Source organism: Streptococcus mitis, assembly GCF_946188585.1.
GTDB lineage: Bacteria > Bacillota > Bacilli > Lactobacillales > Streptococcaceae > Streptococcus > Streptococcus mitis_DG.
Map to the genome: position 1 here is coordinate 90,335 of NZ_CAMHVI010000003.1, position 20,407 is coordinate 110,741.

The following is a 20,407-nucleotide window of genomic DNA, read 5'->3' on the forward strand; positions in this document are numbered from 1 at the left end:
TTCTCCTAAATTTGACTATATTTTTAAACGTTTCTTAATCCCAATCCAGTTATTTAGACTTTTTAACAATCTTCCACAATTTAAAATCATGATGAGATACTCTTTGTTCAACTGGCGGCAATTGCATATAATTTCCGTAGTCTGAGGTCAAAATTTCATGATATTTTTTCGGAATGGTAAATTTCTTACCTTCAAATGTTCCAGTAGTAACTTGTTCTAGCCATTCGCGTCTCCACACTGGTTTGTTCATATCCTTGTAGATAAGGTAATCCACTTCCTCATAATCCGACACTTTACGTGATTTAGCAAGTTCTTCAATTTGTGCAACGTATTTATTTGTATTTGTGAAATAAAAAATAATAACTGAAATATAGCGTATCAGTGAATTCAGTACACTTTTCGTATTGGTGATACCTTTAAATGTATAGCAACTCAATTGACGTTTCTTTATCAGTTTCGTCATCTTGTTCTTGAAATTTACATCATCCTCGTAACCATCTACAGGGAAAATATCTACATAAATCCCCATATTGGAATCAATTCGAACATCTTCTTCTAATAAATAAGTTTGATTATCCTGAACTTTCATAAAGGGATAGACATAGTTGAGATTATTTTTATAAGACATCACTTCGTAACGTTCGTCAGGGTTAACGATAAGGTAGTTTTGCAACTTCTCATAGTCTTCACGCAACATACAGATATCCATATCATCATCCCAAGGAATAAAACCTTTATGACGAACCGCACCGATAAGACTGCCATAAGCTAGGAAATATTTAACACCAATTTTCTGACAAGTTTCATGAATGTATTCCATGATTCCTAGTTCCATCTGTTGAATCTCTCTAATATCAGTTACTTCCTGATAACGAATACCTTCATCACGTTTGCAAACAACTAATCCATAACCAATAATCAACCAAAAGATAATATTAATAAAGTTAGTTGAGTACATAATCTGACTTTCAAATAATTGACCGAACAAGATACCAAAGAAAAGAATCATAATCAACTTTTCAGAGTTCTTTTTAGAAACAATCAAATAAGTCAAAAAGCGCTTAATTATATATCCTAGTAGAAGTAGAAAGGATACTAAACCTAAAATTCCAGAACTAACAAATATCGTTACCAAAATGTTATGGAAATTTCCACCAATAAGAGAATTTTGAATCTCAAATTTACTGAAATATTTTGTGTAATAATCTGGAACATTTCTTACACCATAACCAAAAATTGGTTTCTCACTTCCCATTTTTATAGCATTTTTCCAAATATAAGTTCTACCACTAGGTGTTGTTTCTATTAGATGAAGTTCACCTGTTTTTTTTATAACTGAAGAATCCGTTTCTGCATAAGATTGTCCTTTATTTAAGTCTAATACAGTCGCTTTCCCCGAGGATATGTAAATAGAGGTTGCATAACTCAATCCAATATTTGCAGCAGAAACAAGTAAAGCAGAAACAATAAAGATTAGAAATCGCTTAGCTAACTTGCCCCCGTTAATAAAGAAACTATAAACCCCAATCATTAACACTAAAGATAATAAAGCTCCTCTACTTTGCATGGTTGCGAAGTAAACTAATTGAATCACATTATTCAGTTTAAGATAGACAGAATATTTACTTCCTTTATGAATCAAATACATAGCCAAAATAATGCTAATGTATGAAAATATCGCACTAGCATTTGGATTAACAATCCCCCACAGACGTCCATTCATAACACCATAGTAATAAGATTGTTCGCCAATCTTAAATAGAATAAGGACTCTACTTAACAATAAACCAAACGCAAAAATTGCTGAAGAAAAAGATACAATTTGAACCGTATAGGCAATCCAGTCAAATAATTTTTTAAGTTGCCCTGATTGTAACATGGTAAATAATAAAACATAGGTTACCATGAAGAGGATTTCAATCACATTTCCAATCAGATGTCCAGAGCGATTGAAAACAGCTGATAGCAGATGACTTCCAGCTAAGAGTCCAAATAAGGATAGAAATTTGCGATCTACTGTGATTTCTTTCCACTTAAACAATAAGGTATAGCAAATATAAAGCACTACAATCGCTGATAATCCCTTGTAGAGGGGATTTGCTATCTTATAAACCAGTGAACTCATACTTAAAATCGAAATGAAAACAAATAGATACGCAATCCATAGTTTTGATTTTTCAAAGTATTCATCCATTTTTGAAAAATTCATTTTCAACTCCTTCTCATGATATTAGTTTTTTAATCCAACAATTTTCTTATATAGCCATGGAGAAATGACAAGTGATAGGATCGCTACCTTGCGAAAAGTGGTGAAATAAGCATCCTTCCATATTTCGCGTCGATGCTGAACAATCCAAGTCCTCAGCTCGGCTTTCTCCTTTTGATACTCTTCACGTGAAGTAAAGATAATTTTATCGTAAACTGTGATGTACGACCAACACTCTCTGTTTATTAATTCATATTTTAAATTAGGGAAGACTTGTGAAACTTGAGCAATTATTTGCTTATAAACTTCTATCGTATCAAATACATACCGATTAACAGATGTTGTCGCACTTCCCTCACGATGATCATAATAATAAATCGGTTTGTCAATAAATACGCTACTACATCTTGTCTTTAGTAGCAATTCAGTTAAAAACAAGGCATCTTCTGCTAGATGGTAGTCTGTATTAAATTTACCATCTGCCAGCAGGTCACTATTAAACAGTTTTGCGACTGGAAAAAATGACGTTCTGGTAGTCATCAGTAGTTCCTTCATGGTTTCTTCTGTTGACCAGAGTTCTGTTTTTCCAGAATGTGGAGGAAGGTCTGTTACAATGCCATTTTTGATATGGTGTAGAGGAGCAATTACAAAGCCTACATTCAACCCTTCAACTGCACTTGCTAAAGTAGCTAGGTAATCTTGGGTAACAAAATCATCGCTATCAATAAAGGTAACCCAAGAACCCGTCGCTAACTGAATTCCAAGATTTCTTGCATTAGAAACACCAGCATTTTCGATATGGTAAACCTTGATATTCTCATACTGATTTGCTAAATGATCACAGATTTGTCCACTAGAATCAGTAGACCCATCATTTATTAGGATTAGTTCAAAATTGGTATAAGTCTGATGAAGAATTGACTCCACACATCGTTCCAAATAGTTTTCTACATTGTAGACTGGAACGATAACGCTTATTTTTTCTCCCATCATGCTCCATATTCTCCCTTGTACTCTGTGTAGCTCTTGTCCATATCTGCTATAATGGCGTCATGATGCGGTACTTGTTTGTCTGCTGGTGGAGGTGTCATATAGTCCCCAAAAGCAGTGCTGAGATAGGCATCATAGCCGACTGGAACGGGCATCTCTGTCTCTTCAAATGGCAAGAAGAGATTATCTTCAAAGGATGCGATTGGATACTTGTTTCTCATGTAGCCAGGACCAGAGCATAACTCCGTGATTCCATCGCTCTCAGCCAGACTGTACTTGGTCATTTCTTTTTCAGCTTTTTTCCAAATGCGATAACGAAGAGATTTTGGTGTCACACCCAGTAAAATGCGACTCCCCCATTTAATAAGTGCGCCATGCTTTTCTGGAACAGTTTGGGCGCAAAAGAGTGAATAAATCAGGGCCCAACGAACTTGTTTCTTACGCTCAGCTGGATTTTTAGGATAATAATCCAATGGTAAAACATCCAAGGCCAAACCGTGTGGTAAATCCAAATCCTTCTGATAAGGCTTGATACAAGTAGTTTCCTTGTCACGAATGGTAATAAAAAGGTTACGGTCTACAAAATCTTTGTTACTCTTTGACAAGAAATAACGCTCGTCTGCATAACGTGGCCACAGCTCTGCTAATTTTTCATAATCCTTACGTGGCATGAAAAAGTCTAAATCATCATCCCAAGGAATGAAACCCTTGTTTCGAAGGGCACCAATAGCACCTCCACCACAAAGATAACAAAGCAAATCATGTTCTTTACAAAATGCGACGAAATATTCAGCCATTTCCAGACTACGAGCCTGAATCGCTTTCAAATCACTCATGTCTCTCCTCTTCTGTTCAATAACGAGTTATATCGTTTTATTATACCATAAAAAAGCCTTAAAAATCCATCAAACACTAAGAAAAATCAAAGTTTAAACCACTATTTTACTGGTGATTCGAACCTTGATTTTTCCTATATTAGTCTCCTATCTAATTCCAATTGTAGAATATTCATCTCTACACAATCGTATCATAATCTTTTTCTTTCGTCTTCAAAGTCTCAACAACCTTTGTCGAATAAGCTCCTTTCATAGTTGTATCGAGTTGACTAGAAATCATCCCTAGTGCTGTCTTTGTTGCTAGAGCTTCTGTTTTGATCTTAAAGTCACCATCTGACATCAAATTATTACGCTCATTCAATTTGATCGGTGAATAGATATGACTGATTAGTAAACGTTCCAATCCCTTCTGAATCTCAGTCATATTATTGTTCACTCCTGAGAAGAAATCATTAATCATTTCATCAAACATAAGCTATCCCTTCCTTTTTTCTTGTTCGAGTGTCGTCTTTCGACGATGTAAGGTATCTATATCCTCTTCTAATTTTCGTCGTTCTCGTCTATACTCAATCTCTTCTTTTTCAATACTTTGTTCCAAAGCGCGCTGATTTCTTATAAATCCTATGGATACTGCTTGGCTAAAGTCCGAAGTTATTCTGTTTAATCGTGCTCTTTCCTCAGTAATATCCGCGTCCACTTGTCCTAGGTAATGCTGGATCATCTGATACTTTCTTTCCATCATATGCAACAATTGGTTCCGTTTTTGATGAAGGTCTTCAAATTGTTCTTCTCTTTGTTGGCGAATAGAACGATTGCGTTCATCTAATAAATCTAAATGGTTTTGCTTTGTTCTTAATTCCTGCCAGATTACTTGATTTTCATCCATTCTTTAAAATTCCCTGCTAACTCTTTATCATCTTCCAATTTTTTTTGGACACCATCTGCTATTTGCTTTTCTAAACTTTGAAAATCTTCGGCTAGTTTTTCTGATTTTTTGATTTTTGGATAGAAATAATGATCAAGATCATCTACGATTGTCGTACGAGATACTCCTCCATCAGAATAGGCTATCGCCACCTCTGTAGGTGATAAAATAAAACCAAAGGGAACGTGATAAGTACTCGCTAGTATTTTCTCTGCTTCTTGGTGAGCTTTATGAACTATGGAGCAAATCTCTTCATGACCAGCATTTGCGACTTCATGCAATCCCGATGAAATCGTTAAGGCATGTTCAGAGTCTAAAAAGAGTTCCTCACCACTCGTATAACCGCCTGAAGCCAATGCCTCTTTAGCCTTTGCATAGGAATACAAGCCACTGGAAACCTTATCTAAACCATATGAATAACGTTTTTCAAAAGATGAGGTATCTTTTTTGATTCTGAGACTACCATCTTCATTAAATACATAACCGCCCCACATGTGTTGTGCTACGACAGGATCCCAGTTAAAGTTCGAATCTACATGATGAACTATTCCAACAGCATTTTTACTGTTTAATTCTGCTTTATATCCTGGAGCATCCTTGGGATATCCGATTGGAACTGTATCTCGTTGATCGATATAATTATGAATCCGGTATTTCATCGCATCCACACGTTGCCGCTGTTCTTCTGTCAAGACCGGATAGATATTCGGTCCTTGGTAGATGTATGCTCCTGAAATACGTGAAATGTCCCTAACATTAGCTAGGGCGTATTGCGCGTTCATGGAGCCAAGAGAGTGAGCATAAACTGAGATTTTAGCGTTCGGATAATTTTCTAATACGTTATTCAAGGTTGTAGCCGCTGATTCTAACTGAGGTGTCACTTCTTTCTTTTGGGTTATGATATTTTTCGCCATAGGAATATCATTGACTTTCCAATCCACTTCCCATCCTTCTTTGCCCGGCTCCTTAGAACCCTCATAGAGAACAAACACTTCAGATTTGTCTGAGCTCTCAACTACATAAACTTTCAACCCTGTCTCGTTTTCTATCACCTGACGGACTGTACCGATGGTTTCTTTCTTTCCTTTGTCGTTTATGATTTTCAAGGGATCTGTTTCAGAATAACTTGTATACTCTTCATTAGCAATTTTTTGACGTTCATGATCACTATACTGCCTATTCACTTTTCTCCTCCGTTATCATTTTTTCAAATTTAGCAGAGTTTCCTCCGCTATCATTAACTAACTTTCCACTTTTTTTATCTTTATTAATAGTGAAAAATACATATAATTCTTCGTCATTATTTATATAAATTTTAAATTTGAGCCCTCCCATTGGACTATGTTTGATGGATTTATCATCAATTTGATAAGACTTTATTTTCCCTTTATTTGTTAAAGAAAATTGGTCCATTTCTTTCAAATCATCCTCTATGATCTTTTTGACTTCCTCACCCTTGACAATTCTCACCATCTCATCGTATTTTACTTGTTTCATCACTTTATATCCTCCTATGCTTAACCCAACGATAACTAATAAACTAGCTAAAACGATTCCTACAATTTTTAATAACCTCATGATATCTCCTTTATGTTATTTTACAAATATACCATGTACTGATTTACTTATAGTATACCATAAAGATTGGTCTGAACTCTCAACTACGTAAACCTTCAATCCAGTCTCGTTTTCTATCACCTGACGGACTGTACCGATTACATTAGGATTTTTATCAGTTCCAATATCAATTGGATCATCTTTCATATACTCCGTATATTCTCTAGCAGCAATTTTTTGTCTATCATGTTCCGTATAGTTTTGAATCATTTTTTCACCTTCTTTAACAATTCTGCAAGTTGAGCAGAATAACCGCCACCTGAATATTCAATTTTTCCGGTATTGTTATCTTTCTCTAGTCCATACATTACTCTTAGTTTTTTATCTGAATTTACATATACTTTAAAATCAATACCACCCATGGGATTATGCTTAATTGAGTCGATATCAATTTCATACGATTTTATTGTACCTTCTTTTGTTAAGGCCTCACTATCTAGATATTTAAGTTTATTTTCAACAATCTTTTTGACTTCCTCACTCTCTACAATTTTCACCATCTCATCTTGTTCTACTTGTTTCATTACTTTATATCCTCCTATGCTTAATCCAACGATAACCAACAAACTAGCTAAAACAATTCCTACAATTTTTAATGACTTCATGACATCTCCCTTATGTTATTTTACAAATATATCATGCGCTGATTTACTTATAGTATACCATAAAGATCGGTCTGAACTCTCAACTACGTAAACCTTCAATCCAGTCTCGTTTTCAATCACCTGACGGACTGTACCTATGGGTTTCTTTCTTTTATCGTTTTTGATTTTCAAAGGATCTGTTTCAGAATAACTTGTATACTCTTCATTAGCAATTTCTTGACCAGAGAAAATCTCTTGTAAATAGGAAAATAAAAGAGTAGATACAAACATTTTAGGGTGATAAGACGGCTGACCAAAGGAATGATAGAAGGCGTCAAAGTGATAATCTTCCAAGGTATTCACCACTTTTTCAATAGTAAAGACGAGATGCTCTTGTGGCAAGAAAGAACTGACTTCTAGTGGTAAAGTTGTTTGATTTGTGTTATAGTGAAAATGCATGGGATAGACTTTCTAAATGGTTTATTAAGCAATTCTATTTTACAAAGACTATCGCAACCATGTAAAAAAGCAACGGCAAATCCGTTGCTTTTTTTGGAGATAAGGGACTATTGCCCAAGGATCGTTATTTTATATTTAAAGTATAGTTTTTTATTTGGAATTTTGTCTTATCTTATCTCATTCCCATCTGAGAAAGTTTAGTTTGATATTTATTTTGGTCTACTAAGAGTGCCTGCCCTCCATAAACATCGTAATCATCAACCCAATCACCCAGTTCTGGAACTGTTAATCTCTCTATACCATTTTGCGCTCCATCTAGGAAGGATAAGCCATTGGTCAATAAGAAACTATAAGGAACATTCGTAGATGTCATGCCAAAGACCTTACCAAGTGCTTCTGATCCAGTAAAGAGTTTAGTTGGATCCTTGAGTTGCTGTAGAACAGCTGTCAACACTTGCTGTTGTCTCTTGGTACGACCATAATCACCTTCATCATCATCACGAAAACGTGCATAATTGAGCAAGGTTGAACCGTTCATCTGCTGTTTCCCAACTTTGATAGTCTGGGTTGGAGACTCTGTCTCTGTAGCATGCAAGTCATCTCCCACCGTAGCTTCGGTTAAAGGTTGACCTTCTAAGGTTGAGAATTTGGCATCAATCGTCACCCCATCAGGGAAGAGAGTGTCAATAGCGGTTGCGAAGGCCTGAAAATCAACCAAGGCATAGTACTTAATGTCCAAGTCAAAATTATCTTTCAATACTTGGCGAACCATTTCTGCTCCTTTTTGGCCTTCTTGTTCCCCTAGTTCATAGGCTACATTTAACTTGTTATCTGTTTGTTTCTTCCCATTGATAATCTTACTATATCCATCAATATAAACTAAGTTATCACGCATGAAGCTGACCAGCTTAATTTTCTTATCTGAGCCACCAACGTTTAAGACCATAATAGAGTCCGTTCTTGTTTCAGCACTATTTTGGCCAATCCGTCCATCCGTCCCCATAATCAAAATATTAACCCCATCCTTGGTATCTTGACCATGAAAAACTTCTACTTGAGCTGCCTTAGCATTGGCAGGTTTGGTTGGATCCGCATTTGAATAACCTTTTAGGAACATAAAAATCATGCCAAAACCGACACAGGCTAGAAGAGCAAGCAATCCTGCAAAAATGCGCCCCCAACGAATCTTACGTTTTTTGGACTTAACCTTTGGAAGAGAATGGCTTTTCTGGTATTTTTTTGCACGACTACGGTTACCATAGGATGGAAGAGGAGACTGATTGACTGATTCCGTGAAAGACTTTTCCATATCGTGATTTTCATTATGAATTTCTGGAGAAACTTCACTACCACTAGCCATATTTAACTTACCTTGCAGGTAAGCAAACTCTTTTTTCTCTCGCTCATTGAGGTAATGAATGTTCTTAAAAAGATAGTCATAACGTAACTGCTCATGATGACTTAAGGGATTTTCTTTACTCATCTTCTCTCCTTTCCGTGGTCTGATATTAGATAAATAGGATAGGCGCCCAGTACTTTATACTGGATTCCAATGGCTTCTAATTCTTTTTGGGCAAAGTGAACCAAGTCCTTATCAGTATAGTCCACATCGATAATGAAAAAGTATTCGCCCAACGCTGTCTTGAGTGGACGACTTTCAATTTTTGTCAGGTCAATTCCTCGCCAAGCAAAGGTCGAAAGAGCCTTGTAGAGTGCACCTGGAAGGTTGTCAGGTAAGGTCAGGGCCAAACTCATTTTTTCAGTTTGTGCTTGCAAGGGAATAGCTGCACCTTCAGCTCCCAGAACCCAGAAACGTGTGAAATTGGCTTCCATTTCCTGAATATCTTCAGCAATCAGTTCTAAGCCATATTCTTCAGCAGAACTTCTAGGCGCAATAGCCGCAAAGGGTTGATCTGGATGTTCTGAAATAAAGCGGGCCGCATAGGCTGTACTAGCAGTTACCTCGATTTGGGCCTCTGGATACTGTTCATCGATGAATTTCTTTCCCTGAGCCAAAGCCTGTGGATGAGAAAAAATCTTTTCAATCTTAGTATGACCCGGAACCACCATTAACTGCTGATGAATAGGCTGAACAATTTCTGCCACTGCTTGAATGCGAGCCTGATGAAAAAGGTAGTCCAAGGTTTCATGAACACTACCCTCGATAGAATTTTCAACTGGCACCACAGAATAGTCCACCAAGCCTTGCTCATAGGCCTTGATGACATCTGTAATGTTGGCAAAAGCCTGCAATTCCTCATGAGGAAAAGCTGTCTGCACAACATGGTGTGAAAATGATCCCTTGGGACCTAGATAAGCAATTTTCATCTCAGTTCCTCTATAATTTCCTCTGGACTTAGCTTGGTCACATCCAAAACCCGACTGGCCTCTTCCTCATACCAAGCCTGTCGTTCTTGGAAAATAGCTGCAAGTTCTTCCTTGCTATTATTTAGAAAAAGCGGGCGCTGATTGTCCTTATCAGCTGCGATACGTTGGTAGAGAGTTTCAAAGTCTGCTTTCAGGTAGATGTTATCAGAATTAGTTTTCAGTAAGTCACGATTTCTCTGAGAAATAACCACTCCTCCACCAGTTGACACAACTTGGTCTGTTTGTAGTAAATCAGCTAGAACTTCTGATTCTATCCGACGAAAGGCCTCTTCTCCCTTTTCAGCGAAAAAATTCGTAATGGACATGCCTAAACGCTTCTCAATCAGAGCATCCATATCAAGGTAGTTAGGATCCAAGCCTCTTGCAATAGTCGATTTGCCAGCACCCATAAAGCCTAGTAACACCTTAGCCATGAATCAAGTTCTCCAAATCATCAAAGAAGCTAGGATAGCTGGTATTGATGGCTTCTGCACGGTCAAGCTCCACCTCTCCATCAGCAACCAAAAGGGCTGCAATGGCTATCATCATTCCGATACGATGGTCTCCAAAAGTATTGACTCTAGCACCGTGAAGGGCTGATTTTCCTTTGATAATCATTCCATCTGCTGTAGGTGTGATATCTGCTCCCATACTATTTAGGGCGTCTGTCACAACCTGAATACGGTCTGTTTCCTTAACCTTGAGTTCCTCAGCATCCTTGATAACTGTTACACCTTGGGCTTGGGTCGCAAGTAGGGCGATAATTGGCAATTCATCAATCAAGCGTGGAATCAAGGCACCACCAATCTCTGTTCCTTTCAAGTCAGAAGACTCAACAGTTAAGGTTGCAGATTTAGCGACTGGGTCAATTTCAGTTATTTCTAGTTTTCCACCCATGGCACGAATGACATCAATAATACCAGTACGCGTTTCGTTGATGCCCACATTATTAAGCACCACACGAGAATTTGGAACAATCAAACCTGCGACCAACCAAAAGGCTGCACTGGAAATATCTCCTGGAACAACCACCTTTTGTCCTGACAATTTTTGTGGCCCGTGGACTGTGATTTTTTTGCCCTCCACACTTAAATGACCACCAAATTGTTGTAACATATCTTCAGTATGATTACGGGTGCACTCTTTTTCGATAATAACAGACTCCCCCTGAGCCTGCAAAGCTGCAAACATCAAAGCTGACTTGACTTGGGCAGAAGCAATTGGCAACTCATAATGAATAGGTCTTAGGTTTTTCGTCCCTTTTAAGTGAAGAGGAGGCAGGTCTCGCTCAGTTTGTCCCGAAATGCTGACGCCCATTTTTTTCAATGGAATCGTCACACGGTCCATAGGACGTTTGGAAAGACTATCATCTCCAAACATCTCTACTTCAAAGTCTGCACCAGCAAGAACACCTGAAATCAGGCGAATCGAGGTTCCAGAATTTCCCATATCAAGGGCATTTCGCGGAGCTTTTAAGCCATCCATACCCACACCTTGTATGGTAATAACCCCATCTTTATCCTCAATCTCAACACCAAGGTCACGAAAGGCTTGCATGGTCGAAAGGACGTCTTCGCCACGTAATATATCATAAACCTTGGTCTCACCCTCAGCCAAACTTCCAAAGATAATGGAACGATGGCTGATAGACTTGTCACCTGGAACTCGGATACTGCCGTGTAAGTGGCTAATGTTTGTTTTTAGTTTCATACTGGACCTCATACTTGCAATACTTTTACCTATTTTATCATAAAAAGCCAGAAATTCCTTAAAAATTCCTGACTTTATGATAGTTATTTTCTTATTTTAGCAATTCTTTTTCATTTTCAATTTACCAACTATCTGAAGAACCACCACCATCAAATCCACCGCCACCCCAATCATCTGAAGACCAAGATGAACTAGAACTACCAGAATCATATCTAGAGGAAGAAGAATCTGACTGTGCTCTTTGTGAAGCATAGTAGCTTTTTGTGAGCTCGGAAGTCCAAGAAGCATTCCTCACAAAATCGTTATCGTTTGGGTAGAGTTTCCCCTTCCCATTATAAGAGTATTGAGAGCGATTGAGCCTATCTAGTTGCTTTCTTTCAACTTCTGCGTAGTATGCTTCTATAAGTAATGGAGTCCAAGTGTCATTAGGTAGAAAACCTTTTGAGTCTGGATATAGCTTGTTATATCCTTCGTACTGATATCGAGACCTAATTAAACGCTTATTTTTTTTATAGTCAGATTTACGTTCTTCAGTCCACGTATCATTAGGTACAAAGTCAGGAAAATCTGGATACAGCTTGCCTTTTCCCTCGTACTCATACTTAGAAAAGCGGCATCTTTTTAAGTACTTGATCCACGTTGCTAAACTTAGTAAAAGAAAGAACAACAGATAGAACAATATCGGAAATGGAATGTAATCGAAGTACTTACTAAAGCCTTCATTATTTTTTAATGATTTTTCATAGCTTTTTGGAAGTCGATTATTTTCCTTCTTGTTTATGATTTCAGCTTTTCTAGACTCCGCTTTAGAAATGCCTACTAGAATTTTGTTAAGGGCATCAGTATATTTCCCTTCTTTCATGTATGGCTTAGAATCATTTAGTAAGGAACTGGCCATAGAGTCAGTAAGCCAAATTGCTGCTTCGTTGGATGTTTCAATACGAAACTTTCTATCCTTTATAGCAATAGCAATTAAAATTCCACTGTTGGAATCTTGTTTCCCAACTTTCCATTTGCGTGCAACCTCATTGGCTACCTCTTCGATACTGGAACCGTCCAGAGTATCTACAATGTAAATACCTACTTGGGTTTCACTTCCAGAATTCATACTCTCTAACGTTTCTGCAACACTAGTAGTTAAATAACCGTTAGGATCGTAAATACCATTTAAAGGACGATCTGGAACAGCTATATTAGCCGCAACAAGAGGCATAAAAAAGAATAAAGGGGTAATTAAGAGTAAAAGTAACTTTTTCATAGGAGATACCCCACAAGACTAATCAGTTAAATTGACTTTAGGGACAACCTTTGCATCTTTCTCTGCTTCAATTAACTCAGCTCTTTGGAAACCAAACAAACTAGCTATCATATTAGTGGGAAAACGTCTAATGGTCTTATTATATTCTGTTGCAGTATCGTTGTAATCTTTACGAGCAACGAACAAACGATTTTCAGTTCCCTCAAGCTCTGAAATTAGAGAAGACACTTGTGTATCAGCTTTTAACTCAGGATAATTTTCTTGAACAACTAGCAATCGAGAAATGGCAGAAGTTAATTCGCTCTCCCCTTCATTTTTTGTTTCTTTATTTCCTGATCCAATCTTAGAACGAGCATCCGCAATCTTTGTAAAGAGGTCTTCTTCGTGCTTCATATATCCTTTTACAGAATTTACAACATTTGGAATTAAGTCAGCTCTACGTTGAAGTGCCACTTCAATCTTCGAGTTAGCTTGTTTCACAGATTCATCTTTGCTAACAAGACTATTGTACGAACCTGCCAACACTATAATACTGATGAAGATAATTCCTACAGGAACTCCTATTAGAGCAATTAATTTTTTTGACATATTTTTTCCTATTTTCTATTGTTCATCATTTATCTACTATTTATCGATAATAAAAATTTCATTCTCTTTCATAGTTGTTTCTATATTTATTATCTCATCAAAAATTTCTAACTTATCAATTGAAGTAGAAAATAACAGTTATAAGCTTTCAATTTCGTTTTGTATTATAGTTATGATTTTCAATAGCCTATTTAATTTGTTTTGCATTTTGTTTATTAGTAAAGACATTCATCCCCACAATTATTATTAAACAGACCATTCTAATAGCTCTAGCTTATACAGTAGTTACCAATGATAAACATACGTTTAAAAAATACCTATAAAAAATGAACAACATAATATTCTTATTTTAGCAATTCTGAAACTGGTTCGAAAACAATTTTTTCAATGTCAGAAAGGTAAATGGCCAATTGTTGTTGCTTGGTAAAGAATTCTGACAAGAGGCTGTTCCCCTGAATCTGCTTGCCAAAGCCTTCCATCTTCGCTTGGAAGGATGCATCTGGCATTTGACCTGTCTGGGCTAGTCTTTGAATTTCCTCTTGGAAAGCAACATATTCTGTAAAGATTTTGCTCGCCTCAGCATCTGCTGAAATCGCATCTTTAGCTGCTTTGACAGCCTTGTATTCTGGTAATTCGCGTAAACCGCGACTGAGTTCGTTTGCACTATCGTAAATATTTGACATGATTTTCTCCTTATTTGATGACGACTGTATAGTCGGTATTTTCTGTTATTAGCTGCTCAGCTCGTTCCAAGTCTTGAGCATTTTTAAATGAAATTTGTAGGATTCCGTGAATATCCTCACGGTTTTCCTCGTTGATATGAATATTAACCAAGGAAGTTCCACGTAGTAATTCCAAGATTCGTAAAATAACGTCTTCTTCATCAGGAACATCGACATAAAGGTCATAAGAGCTATCCACACCGCCACGCTTATGAATTTCCATAGCCTGACGTTGCTCACGCGCTTGGTTGAAAAAGTTCCAGATCTGCTCTTCATCTCCCTTGCTGATGGCCTGACCAACCTTATCCAGACGTTCCTTGAAATCCGCAATTCGCTCCAGAATAGTCTCACGATTGGACAAGAGAATGGACGTCCACATACCTGGCTCGCTTTCCGCAATCCGAGTCATATCTCGAAAACCACCTGCCGCAAAGCGCCTTGCCATCTCATGTTTTTGAGCATAGACCGCGGTCTGCTCCATGAGACTAGAAGCCAGAATATGAGGAAAATGGCTAATCTGAGAAGTGACTCGATCATGCTCCTTGGCATCAATCTCGATAAAACGAGCGTGAAGACCTGAAAGCAGATCCTTCATTTCCTCAAGTGTGTCAGGACTTGTCAGGCTCGAAGGCGTGAAGATATAATAGGCATTTTCAAAAAGATTGACATCTGCCGAAGCAGCCCCTGTCTTGTGACTACCAGCCATGGGATGGGCTCCTACAAAGCGAACAGACTTGCCAGCCAAATACTGCTCCGCTGCATCTACAATGGCTGACTTGGTCGAACCAGCATCTGAAATAATGACGCCTTCTTTTAAGTCTAAGTTGGCCAATTCATTAATGAAAGCAATAGTTTGTTTGATTGGCAAGCTGAGAATGATAATATCTGCCAAGGGAGCAAAACTGGCAAAATCATCTGTTGCACGGTCAATCATGCCTTCTTTCAAGGCGATATCTCTCGAAGCTTGACTACGATTATAACCTAAAATTTCATAATCTGGATGATCACGTTTGATACCTAGGGCCATAGAGGCTCCAATCAATCCAAGACCTGCGATATAGACTGTTTTTGCCATAGGAACTCCTTAATAGTTCTTTGTATAGTCTCGGTGTTTGGCTACCGCTTCTTTTAATTCCTCTAGATTGTCTGATGAGAATTTTTCAAGGATTTCTTGTGCCAGAACCGTTGCCACAACTGCTTCCATAACTACACCTGCTGCTGGAAGAGCGGTCGGATCACTTCTTTCGACTGTTGCCTTGTAGGGTTCATGGGTTTCGATATCCACACTCATGAGTGGTTTGTAGAGAGTAGGAATGGGTTTCATGACGCCTCGAACAACGATGGGTTGCCCATTAGTCATACCACCTTCAAAGCCACCCAAATTGTTGGTACGGCGAGTATAACCGTCTTCTTTAGACCAGAGAATTTCGTCCATGACTTGGCTACCTTTAAGGTAACCAGCTTCAAACCCTAGACCAAATTCCACCCCTTTAAAGGCATTAATAGAGACAACAGCTTGGGCCAGTCTGGCATCCAATTTTCGGTCCCATTGGACATAGGAACCAAGACCAACTGGTACGCCTCCGACGACTGTCTCCACAACACCACCGATGGTATCACCGTCACGTTTGATTTGGTCAATATAATCCTTGATTTCTTGTTCCCGTTCTTGGTTGACAATAGAAACTTCTGACTGGGCAGCTCGCTGCTTGATTTCAGCCACAGTTAGATTTTCAGGAACATCGATTCCCTTACCACCAAAGACCACGACATGGTTGGCAATTTCTATCTCCAGTTCAGCCAAGAGGCGTTTGGCAACTGCCCCAACTGCCACCCGCATGGTGGTTTCACGAGCTGATGAACGCTCCAAAGAATTTCTTAAATCATCAAAACGGTACTTGATACCCCCAACCAAATCGGCATGGCCTGGGCGAGGATGGGTGATTTTTCGTTTGCTTTTAAGTCGCTCTTCAATGTCTTCCGCAGACATAATATCCAGCCATTTTTGGTGGTCCTTATTGATGACATCCATGGTAATAGGAGCCCCAGTCGTCTTTCCGTGACGAACACCCGAAGTGAAGACAACCTGGTCACTCTCAATCTTCATACGGCCACCGCGGCCGTATCCACCCTGACGACGTTTCAAATCCTCATTGATGTCCTCAGCTGTCAAAGGAAGTCCAGCTGGAATTCCCTCAATGATAGCTGTCAGACGGGGACCGTGTGATTCTCCTGCAGTTAAATATCTCATACGTTCTCCTTATTTTACCAAATAGTCTTTCATCTCTTCCAAAGAAACTGGGTGGATGGTTGCAGAACCAAGCTCTGACACCAAGACCAATTTCAAGGTATTGCCACGCGCCTTCTTATCATGAGTCAAAGCCTGATAAAGCTTGTCAACATCCCAGTTTTCATAATCAACAGGCAAGCCAAATTTCTGACACATTTCTGTGATGGACTGGGTAATGCCAGCTGGCATGAGGCCTTTTTCCTCAGCAACCTTGGAAATCTGTACCATTCCCATGGCAACAGCCTCGCCATGCATGACTTTTCCATAACCAGCCGTCGCTTCAATGGCATGACCAATAGTATGGCCAAAATTGAGGTAAAGGCGAACACCATTGTCCAACTCATCCTCAACCACCATCTTGCGCTTAACCTGACAAGAATGTTCAATCAAGGTCTCTGCATGTTCCAAAATGCTCTCAACAGAACCATTCAACTTCGTCAAGAGAGCCCACAGTTCTGGATCCTCAATCAAGCCATACTTGATGACCTCACCCATCCCTTCAATCAACTCTCTCTTTCCAAGCGTTTCAAGGACAAGTGGGTCAATCAGAACCCCATCTGGTTGGGCAAAGGTACCCACCATATTTTTAGCAAATGGAGTATTAACACCCGTCTTTCCACCGATAGACGAATCCACCTGGGCTGTCAAGCTAGTCGGTATCTGAACAAAGTGAATACCCCGCATATAGGTAGAGGCTACAAAACCAGCCAGGTCTCCAACGACACCGCCACCAAGAGCCACGATTCCATCGCTACGAGTCAACCCCTGCTTAACTAGGAATTCATAGACTTTCTGAACAGTGGTTAAATTCTTTCTTTCTTCACCTTCTAAAAAGTCAAAAACTGCTACCTGAAAACCAGCATCTTCTAGGCTGAGCTTGACCTTCTCTGCATAAAGAGAGGCTACATGATTGTCTGTTACGATAACCACTTTTTGCGGTTGCCAGAGTTCTCGCAACCATTGACCAGCCTGAGCCAGACAGCCTTTTTCAATCTGAATATCATAAGGATGATGAGGAATATCGATTCTGATTTTCATAGGAGAATCTCCCTTTCTTTATTGGTATTTTTCTTTTAAGGACTGCCAAATCTCTTCCGTCGGCATTTCCTTTCCTGTCCACAGTTGAAAAGCTTCTGCAGCTTGATAGAGCAACATTCCCAGACCATTGACCGCTGGATTCCCCTGACTTCTGGTCCATTTTAAAAATGGTGTTTCAAAGGGTTGGTAAATGATATCTGCTACTAAAAGAGTTTCTGGTAAGACTATGCTTTCAGGAACTGGAGATGATTGACTATCCATCCCTACACTTGTCGCATTGACCAGTAAATCCGACTCAGCAATCCTTGCTTGCAGTTCAGGAATATCTTCTAAAGTATGCAAGTCCACTTTAAAGCCTGTCTGCTCTTGTAACTTGTCTAGATAAGGTCTTGTTTTTTCAATAGAAACTGAACGAACAAAGACAGAAATCTGACTGACGCCGTCCAAAATAGCCTGTGCCAAAATGGACTTGGCCGCACCACCTGCACCCAGCAGGGTCATCTTTTTGCCTGAAATTGTAAAAGAAGGCAAGCTCTTAAAAAATCCCTTGCCATCTGTATTATATCCAATTAAATTGCCATTCTCATTGACAACCGTATTGACCGCACCAATCAAGCGCGCTTCATCGCTTAGCTCATCCAAATAAGGAATCACCTGCTCCTTATAGGGCATGGACAGATTGATGCCAAACATCTGGTAGCGACGAATATTGACCACTGTTTCTGCCAAATCACCCGCTTCAATCTCCCAAGCCACGTAAGCACCATTGGTAGCTGTCGCCTCAAAGGCACCATTGTGGATAAAGGGGGAAATAGAATGCTTAATAGGATTGGCAACAACGGCAGCTAAACGTGTATAGCCATCAAGCTTCATCCAAAATCTCCCGAATTTTTTTCATGTTAGCTAAGGAAATCTGACCTGGGGCACTTGCCTCATCTAGACTAGCAAAGGACCAGCTCGAACCAGTCACATCTGCAGTGATACGAGAGACCTTGCCCACCTTGCCCATAGAAATGGTCACATATTCCTGCTCAGGATTGAGGGTTTTAAAACCTCGTGTATAGTTCATCAAGTCTAAGACATCCTGCTCCGTGTGAGCCATCACCGCAACCTTGACAAGTTTTGGATTTAGGCTCGTCAACTCTGACAAGATTTCCATCATATTTTCAGGTGTTTCTTGGAAATTGTGGTAACTCAAAACAAGATTTGGGAAGTCCAGCATTTCCTCAAAAACATCCTTGTAACTAAAGTACTCAAAATCAATATAGTCTGGTTGATAGAGTTGCGCAACTTCCTTGATTAGATGGATATATTCTTCTGGAGAAAGGTCTATTTCTCCCCCCTCAGAGCGAGTTCGTAGGGTGAAAACTAACTCACGGCCTGCGAATTTTTCAAAAATGGCTGGAGCCACCTGCAAAATCGCTTCTTTAGGCAGATAGTCGGCACGCCATTCAATGATGTCGGCATCCAGATACCTCGTGGCATCCAGAGCCTGAGCCTCCTCTAAACTTCTTGGCATTACTGAAACGATTAATTTCATTTACTAACCTTCATACTAATCACCTTGAGGTAATTACTACTTTCATCTTTTTTATTATAGGCGAAATCTGCTGGAAGACCGTATTTGTTTAAAATTTGGTAACTTCTTCCTGCAAAGCCTTTATCAATTTGTTCTGTAAATTTCTGGCGGGAAACATTGGCAGCATTGGTACTAGCAATGATAATCCCTTCCGGATTTAAAATCTCAAGACTCTGGGAAATCAACTTGTGATAATCCTTGGCCACAGAGAACGTTTGTTTTTTGTTCCGAGCAAAGCTAGGCGGATCTAGGACAATCACATCATAGGTCAAGCCTTTTCGCTTAGCATACTTGAAATACTCAAAAACATCCATGACTATAAAACGATGGTCGTCTGTGCTGAGCCCATTTGCCTGAAAATGCGCTTGAGACAATTCTCGTGAACGTTTGGCTAGGTCAACAGAAGTTGTCTGGCTAGCTCCTCCCATAGCTGCAGCTACTGAAAAGGCTGCTGTGTAGGAAAACATATTGAGCAAGGATTTACCCATAGCCAACCCATCAACTAGACTACCACGAACCTCGTGCTGATCTAGGAAAATTCCTGTCATCAAGCCATCGTTCATAAAGACTTGATACAGAACACCATTTTCCAAAACAGTGAAAAAGTCAGGCGCTTCTTGACCATAAACATGGGCAGATTCATAGTCCAAATCCTTAAAGCGGATCTTCTCATAGGTCCCTAAAACCTCAGGAAAAACCTGTCTAAAAGCTTCTGAGATAACCTTGCGAATCTGATAAACATAAGAGTTATACCAAGAAAAGACAGCATAGTCGCCATAAAGGTCCACTGTCAGACCGCCAAAGCCATCTCCCTCTTGGTTGAAGAGACGAAAGGCAGTTGTCAATTCATCTTGATAGTAGGAACTTCTCTTTTCTTTAGCTTGTCTAAACAGCGTTTCAAAGAAAGCTTGATTGAAGGTCACTTTGTCTGTGCTGACAAACCAGCCCAAGCCCTTGTTTTGCTGAGAAAGGTAGGCAGTACCAAGAAAGTTTCCATCTTGACTCTGCACTTCTACTTCCTGATCCTTGAGATGAACATCTGCAAGGTCGCTAGCTTCTAGTAAAACTAGCCCCTTAGCGAGCTTCTTTTCAACCCTTTTGTTGACTCTTATTCTATTCATAGTCCCTATTATAGCAAATTTTGTGACAATTCTCAAAAAAGAAACTACCCTTGCTTTTTTACTCTAGTTTTAAAAAATGGTATACTAATACTAATAAAAACTTAGGAAGTAATTGTG

General features: G+C 39.1%; 22 protein-coding genes and 1 pseudogene. All 23 read right to left on the reverse strand.

Annotated features, from left to right (window positions below; all coding sequences use genetic code 11):
- Positions 1-49 precede the first annotated feature (49 nt).
- The 23 genes and pseudogenes from N8M66_RS05280 to N8M66_RS05395 all read right to left on the reverse strand — a co-directional run bounded on the left by N8M66_RS05280 (position 50) and on the right by N8M66_RS05395 (position 20,290).
- Positions 50-2,209: a LicD family protein gene (locus tag N8M66_RS05280; protein ID WP_261046043.1), complete on the reverse strand. Its 2,160-nt coding sequence runs from the start codon at positions 2,207-2,209 to the stop codon at positions 50-52.
- 21 nt (positions 2,210-2,230) lie between these two features.
- Positions 2,231-3,199 carry a glycosyltransferase family 2 protein gene (locus N8M66_RS05285; protein ID WP_261046044.1) on the reverse strand — a complete coding sequence of 323 codons (969 nt, stop codon included), beginning with the start codon at positions 3,197-3,199 and terminating at the stop codon, positions 2,231-2,233.
- On the reverse strand, positions 3,196-4,032 hold the full coding sequence (locus N8M66_RS05290; RefSeq protein ID WP_261046045.1) for a LicD family protein: 837 nt from the start codon (positions 4,030-4,032) through the stop codon (positions 3,196-3,198). The genes N8M66_RS05285 and N8M66_RS05290 overlap by 4 nt, the downstream gene beginning before the upstream one ends.
- 178 nt (positions 4,033-4,210) lie before the next feature.
- Positions 4,211-4,504 carry a hypothetical protein gene (locus N8M66_RS05295; protein ID WP_261046047.1) on the reverse strand — a complete coding sequence of 98 codons (294 nt, stop codon included), beginning with the start codon at positions 4,502-4,504 and terminating at the stop codon, positions 4,211-4,213.
- Positions 4,505-4,507: 3 nt separating this feature from the next.
- Positions 4,508-4,918, reverse strand: a complete 411-nt coding sequence (locus N8M66_RS05300) for a hypothetical protein (RefSeq protein ID WP_261046048.1) — start codon at positions 4,916-4,918, stop codon at positions 4,508-4,510.
- The gene (locus tag N8M66_RS05305; RefSeq protein ID WP_261046050.1) at positions 4,900-6,141 is read right to left on the reverse strand and encodes a lipase family protein; all 1,242 of its coding nucleotides are present in this window, start codon (positions 6,139-6,141) and stop codon (positions 4,900-4,902) included. Before N8M66_RS05305 ends, N8M66_RS05300 begins: the two co-directional genes overlap by 19 nt.
- Positions 6,134-6,535: a DUF1310 domain-containing protein gene (locus N8M66_RS05310; protein WP_261046051.1), complete on the reverse strand. Its 402-nt coding sequence runs from the start codon at positions 6,533-6,535 to the stop codon at positions 6,134-6,136. The genes N8M66_RS05305 and N8M66_RS05310 overlap by 8 nt, the downstream gene beginning before the upstream one ends.
- Positions 6,536-6,550: 15 nt before the next feature.
- Entirely contained in the window at positions 6,551-6,784 is a 234-nt protein-coding gene (locus tag N8M66_RS05315; RefSeq protein ID WP_261046052.1) for a hypothetical protein, read from the reverse strand.
- Positions 6,781-7,179: a DUF1310 domain-containing protein gene (locus N8M66_RS05320; protein WP_261046054.1), complete on the reverse strand. Its 399-nt coding sequence runs from the start codon at positions 7,177-7,179 to the stop codon at positions 6,781-6,783. Before N8M66_RS05320 ends, N8M66_RS05315 begins: the two co-directional genes overlap by 4 nt.
- Before the next feature lie 210 nt (positions 7,180-7,389).
- Positions 7,390-7,617 (reverse strand): annotated as a pseudogene (locus N8M66_RS09505) (IS1182 family transposase); the annotation flags it as partial.
- Between the two features lie 172 nt (positions 7,618-7,789).
- Positions 7,790-9,100: an LCP family protein gene (locus N8M66_RS05335; protein WP_261046056.1), complete on the reverse strand. Its 1,311-nt coding sequence runs from the start codon at positions 9,098-9,100 to the stop codon at positions 7,790-7,792.
- Entirely contained in the window at positions 9,097-9,945 is an 849-nt protein-coding gene (gene pheA, locus N8M66_RS05340) for a prephenate dehydratase (RefSeq protein WP_261046057.1), read from the reverse strand. Before pheA ends, N8M66_RS05335 begins: the two co-directional genes overlap by 4 nt.
- Positions 9,942-10,418: a shikimate kinase gene (locus tag N8M66_RS05345; protein ID WP_261046060.1), complete on the reverse strand. Its 477-nt coding sequence runs from the start codon at positions 10,416-10,418 to the stop codon at positions 9,942-9,944. Before N8M66_RS05345 ends, pheA begins: the two co-directional genes overlap by 4 nt.
- Positions 10,411-11,694, reverse strand: a complete 1,284-nt coding sequence (aroA, locus tag N8M66_RS05350; RefSeq protein ID WP_261046062.1) for a 3-phosphoshikimate 1-carboxyvinyltransferase — start codon at positions 11,692-11,694, stop codon at positions 10,411-10,413. Before aroA ends, N8M66_RS05345 begins: the two co-directional genes overlap by 8 nt.
- A 121-nt stretch (positions 11,695-11,815) precedes the next feature.
- Positions 11,816-12,952, reverse strand: a complete 1,137-nt coding sequence (locus tag N8M66_RS05355; RefSeq protein ID WP_261046063.1) for a TPM domain-containing protein — start codon at positions 12,950-12,952, stop codon at positions 11,816-11,818.
- An 18-nt stretch (positions 12,953-12,970) separates the two neighbouring features.
- Entirely contained in the window at positions 12,971-13,540 is a 570-nt protein-coding gene (locus N8M66_RS05360; protein ID WP_261046065.1) for a LemA family protein, read from the reverse strand.
- Positions 13,541-13,884: 344 nt separating this feature from the next.
- Positions 13,885-14,223: a YlbF/YmcA family competence regulator gene (locus N8M66_RS05365; protein ID WP_000065980.1), complete on the reverse strand. Its 339-nt coding sequence runs from the start codon at positions 14,221-14,223 to the stop codon at positions 13,885-13,887.
- Positions 14,224-14,233: 10 nt separating this feature from the next.
- Positions 14,234-15,337 carry a prephenate dehydrogenase gene (locus tag N8M66_RS05370; protein WP_261046066.1) on the reverse strand — a complete coding sequence of 368 codons (1,104 nt, stop codon included), beginning with the start codon at positions 15,335-15,337 and terminating at the stop codon, positions 14,234-14,236.
- A gap of 9 nt (positions 15,338-15,346) precedes the next feature.
- Positions 15,347-16,513 carry a chorismate synthase gene (gene aroC / locus N8M66_RS05375; RefSeq protein ID WP_261046067.1) on the reverse strand — a complete coding sequence of 389 codons (1,167 nt, stop codon included), beginning with the start codon at positions 16,511-16,513 and terminating at the stop codon, positions 15,347-15,349.
- Between the two features lie 9 nt (positions 16,514-16,522).
- Positions 16,523-17,590 (reverse strand): 3-dehydroquinate synthase, encoded by a 1,068-nt coding sequence (gene aroB, locus N8M66_RS05380; RefSeq protein ID WP_261046068.1) that lies wholly within the window; start codon positions 17,588-17,590, stop codon positions 16,523-16,525.
- A gap of 18 nt (positions 17,591-17,608) precedes the next feature.
- Positions 17,609-18,463 carry a shikimate dehydrogenase gene (locus tag N8M66_RS05385; protein ID WP_261046069.1) on the reverse strand — a complete coding sequence of 285 codons (855 nt, stop codon included), beginning with the start codon at positions 18,461-18,463 and terminating at the stop codon, positions 17,609-17,611.
- Positions 18,453-19,130, reverse strand: coding sequence for a type I 3-dehydroquinate dehydratase (gene aroD / locus N8M66_RS05390; protein ID WP_261046071.1), 678 nt, complete (start codon positions 19,128-19,130; stop codon positions 18,453-18,455). Before aroD ends, N8M66_RS05385 begins: the two co-directional genes overlap by 11 nt.
- The gene (locus N8M66_RS05395; protein ID WP_261046073.1) at positions 19,127-20,290 is read right to left on the reverse strand and encodes a class I SAM-dependent rRNA methyltransferase; all 1,164 of its coding nucleotides are present in this window, start codon (positions 20,288-20,290) and stop codon (positions 19,127-19,129) included. Before N8M66_RS05395 ends, aroD begins: the two co-directional genes overlap by 4 nt.
- Positions 20,291-20,407 lie beyond the last annotated feature (117 nt).

Excerpts from the sequence above, each read along its gene's own strand:
- N8M66_RS05385 (WP_261046069.1), bottom strand. The coding sequence starts at position 18,463 with ATGAAGCTTGATGGCTATACACGTTTAGCTGCCGTTGTTGCCAATCCT.
- N8M66_RS05285 (WP_261046044.1), bottom strand. The coding sequence starts at position 3,199 with ATGATGGGAGAAAAAATAAGCGTTATCGTTCCAGTCTACAATGTAGAA.
- N8M66_RS05280 (WP_261046043.1), bottom strand. The coding sequence starts at position 2,209 with ATGAATTTTTCAAAAATGGATGAATACTTTGAAAAATCAAAACTATGG.
- N8M66_RS05345 (WP_261046060.1), bottom strand. The coding sequence starts at position 10,418 with ATGGCTAAGGTGTTACTAGGCTTTATGGGTGCTGGCAAATCGACTATT.
- N8M66_RS05395 (WP_261046073.1), bottom strand. The coding sequence starts at position 20,290 with ATGAATAGAATAAGAGTCAACAAAAGGGTTGAAAAGAAGCTCGCTAAG.
- N8M66_RS05370 (WP_261046066.1), bottom strand. The coding sequence starts at position 15,337 with ATGGCAAAAACAGTCTATATCGCAGGTCTTGGATTGATTGGAGCCTCT.
- N8M66_RS05355 (WP_261046063.1), bottom strand. The coding sequence starts at position 12,952 with ATGAAAAAGTTACTTTTACTCTTAATTACCCCTTTATTCTTTTTTATG.
- aroD (WP_261046071.1), bottom strand. The coding sequence starts at position 19,130 with ATGAAATTAATCGTTTCAGTAATGCCAAGAAGTTTAGAGGAGGCTCAG.
- N8M66_RS05290 (WP_261046045.1), bottom strand. The coding sequence starts at position 4,032 with ATGAGTGATTTGAAAGCGATTCAGGCTCGTAGTCTGGAAATGGCTGAA.
- N8M66_RS05295 (WP_261046047.1), bottom strand. The coding sequence starts at position 4,504 with ATGTTTGATGAAATGATTAATGATTTCTTCTCAGGAGTGAACAATAAT.
- aroC (WP_261046067.1), bottom strand. The coding sequence starts at position 16,513 with ATGAGATATTTAACTGCAGGAGAATCACACGGTCCCCGTCTGACAGCT.
- N8M66_RS05360 (WP_261046065.1), bottom strand. The coding sequence starts at position 13,540 with ATGTCAAAAAAATTAATTGCTCTAATAGGAGTTCCTGTAGGAATTATC.
- N8M66_RS05300 (WP_261046048.1), bottom strand. The coding sequence starts at position 4,918 with ATGGATGAAAATCAAGTAATCTGGCAGGAATTAAGAACAAAGCAAAAC.
- pheA (WP_261046057.1), bottom strand. The coding sequence starts at position 9,945 with ATGAAAATTGCTTATCTAGGTCCCAAGGGATCATTTTCACACCATGTT.
- N8M66_RS05320 (WP_261046054.1), bottom strand. The coding sequence starts at position 7,179 with ATGAAGTCATTAAAAATTGTAGGAATTGTTTTAGCTAGTTTGTTGGTT.
- N8M66_RS05365 (WP_000065980.1), bottom strand. The coding sequence starts at position 14,223 with ATGTCAAATATTTACGATAGTGCAAACGAACTCAGTCGCGGTTTACGC.
- N8M66_RS05315 (WP_261046052.1), bottom strand. The coding sequence starts at position 6,784 with ATGATTCAAAACTATACGGAACATGATAGACAAAAAATTGCTGCTAGA.
- N8M66_RS05335 (WP_261046056.1), bottom strand. The coding sequence starts at position 9,100 with ATGAGTAAAGAAAATCCCTTAAGTCATCATGAGCAGTTACGTTATGAC.
- aroA (WP_261046062.1), bottom strand. The coding sequence starts at position 11,694 with ATGAAACTAAAAACAAACATTAGCCACTTACACGGCAGTATCCGAGTT.
- N8M66_RS05310 (WP_261046051.1), bottom strand. The coding sequence starts at position 6,535 with ATGAGGTTATTAAAAATTGTAGGAATCGTTTTAGCTAGTTTATTAGTT.
- aroB (WP_261046068.1), bottom strand. The coding sequence starts at position 17,590 with ATGAAAATCAGAATCGATATTCCTCATCATCCTTATGATATTCAGATT.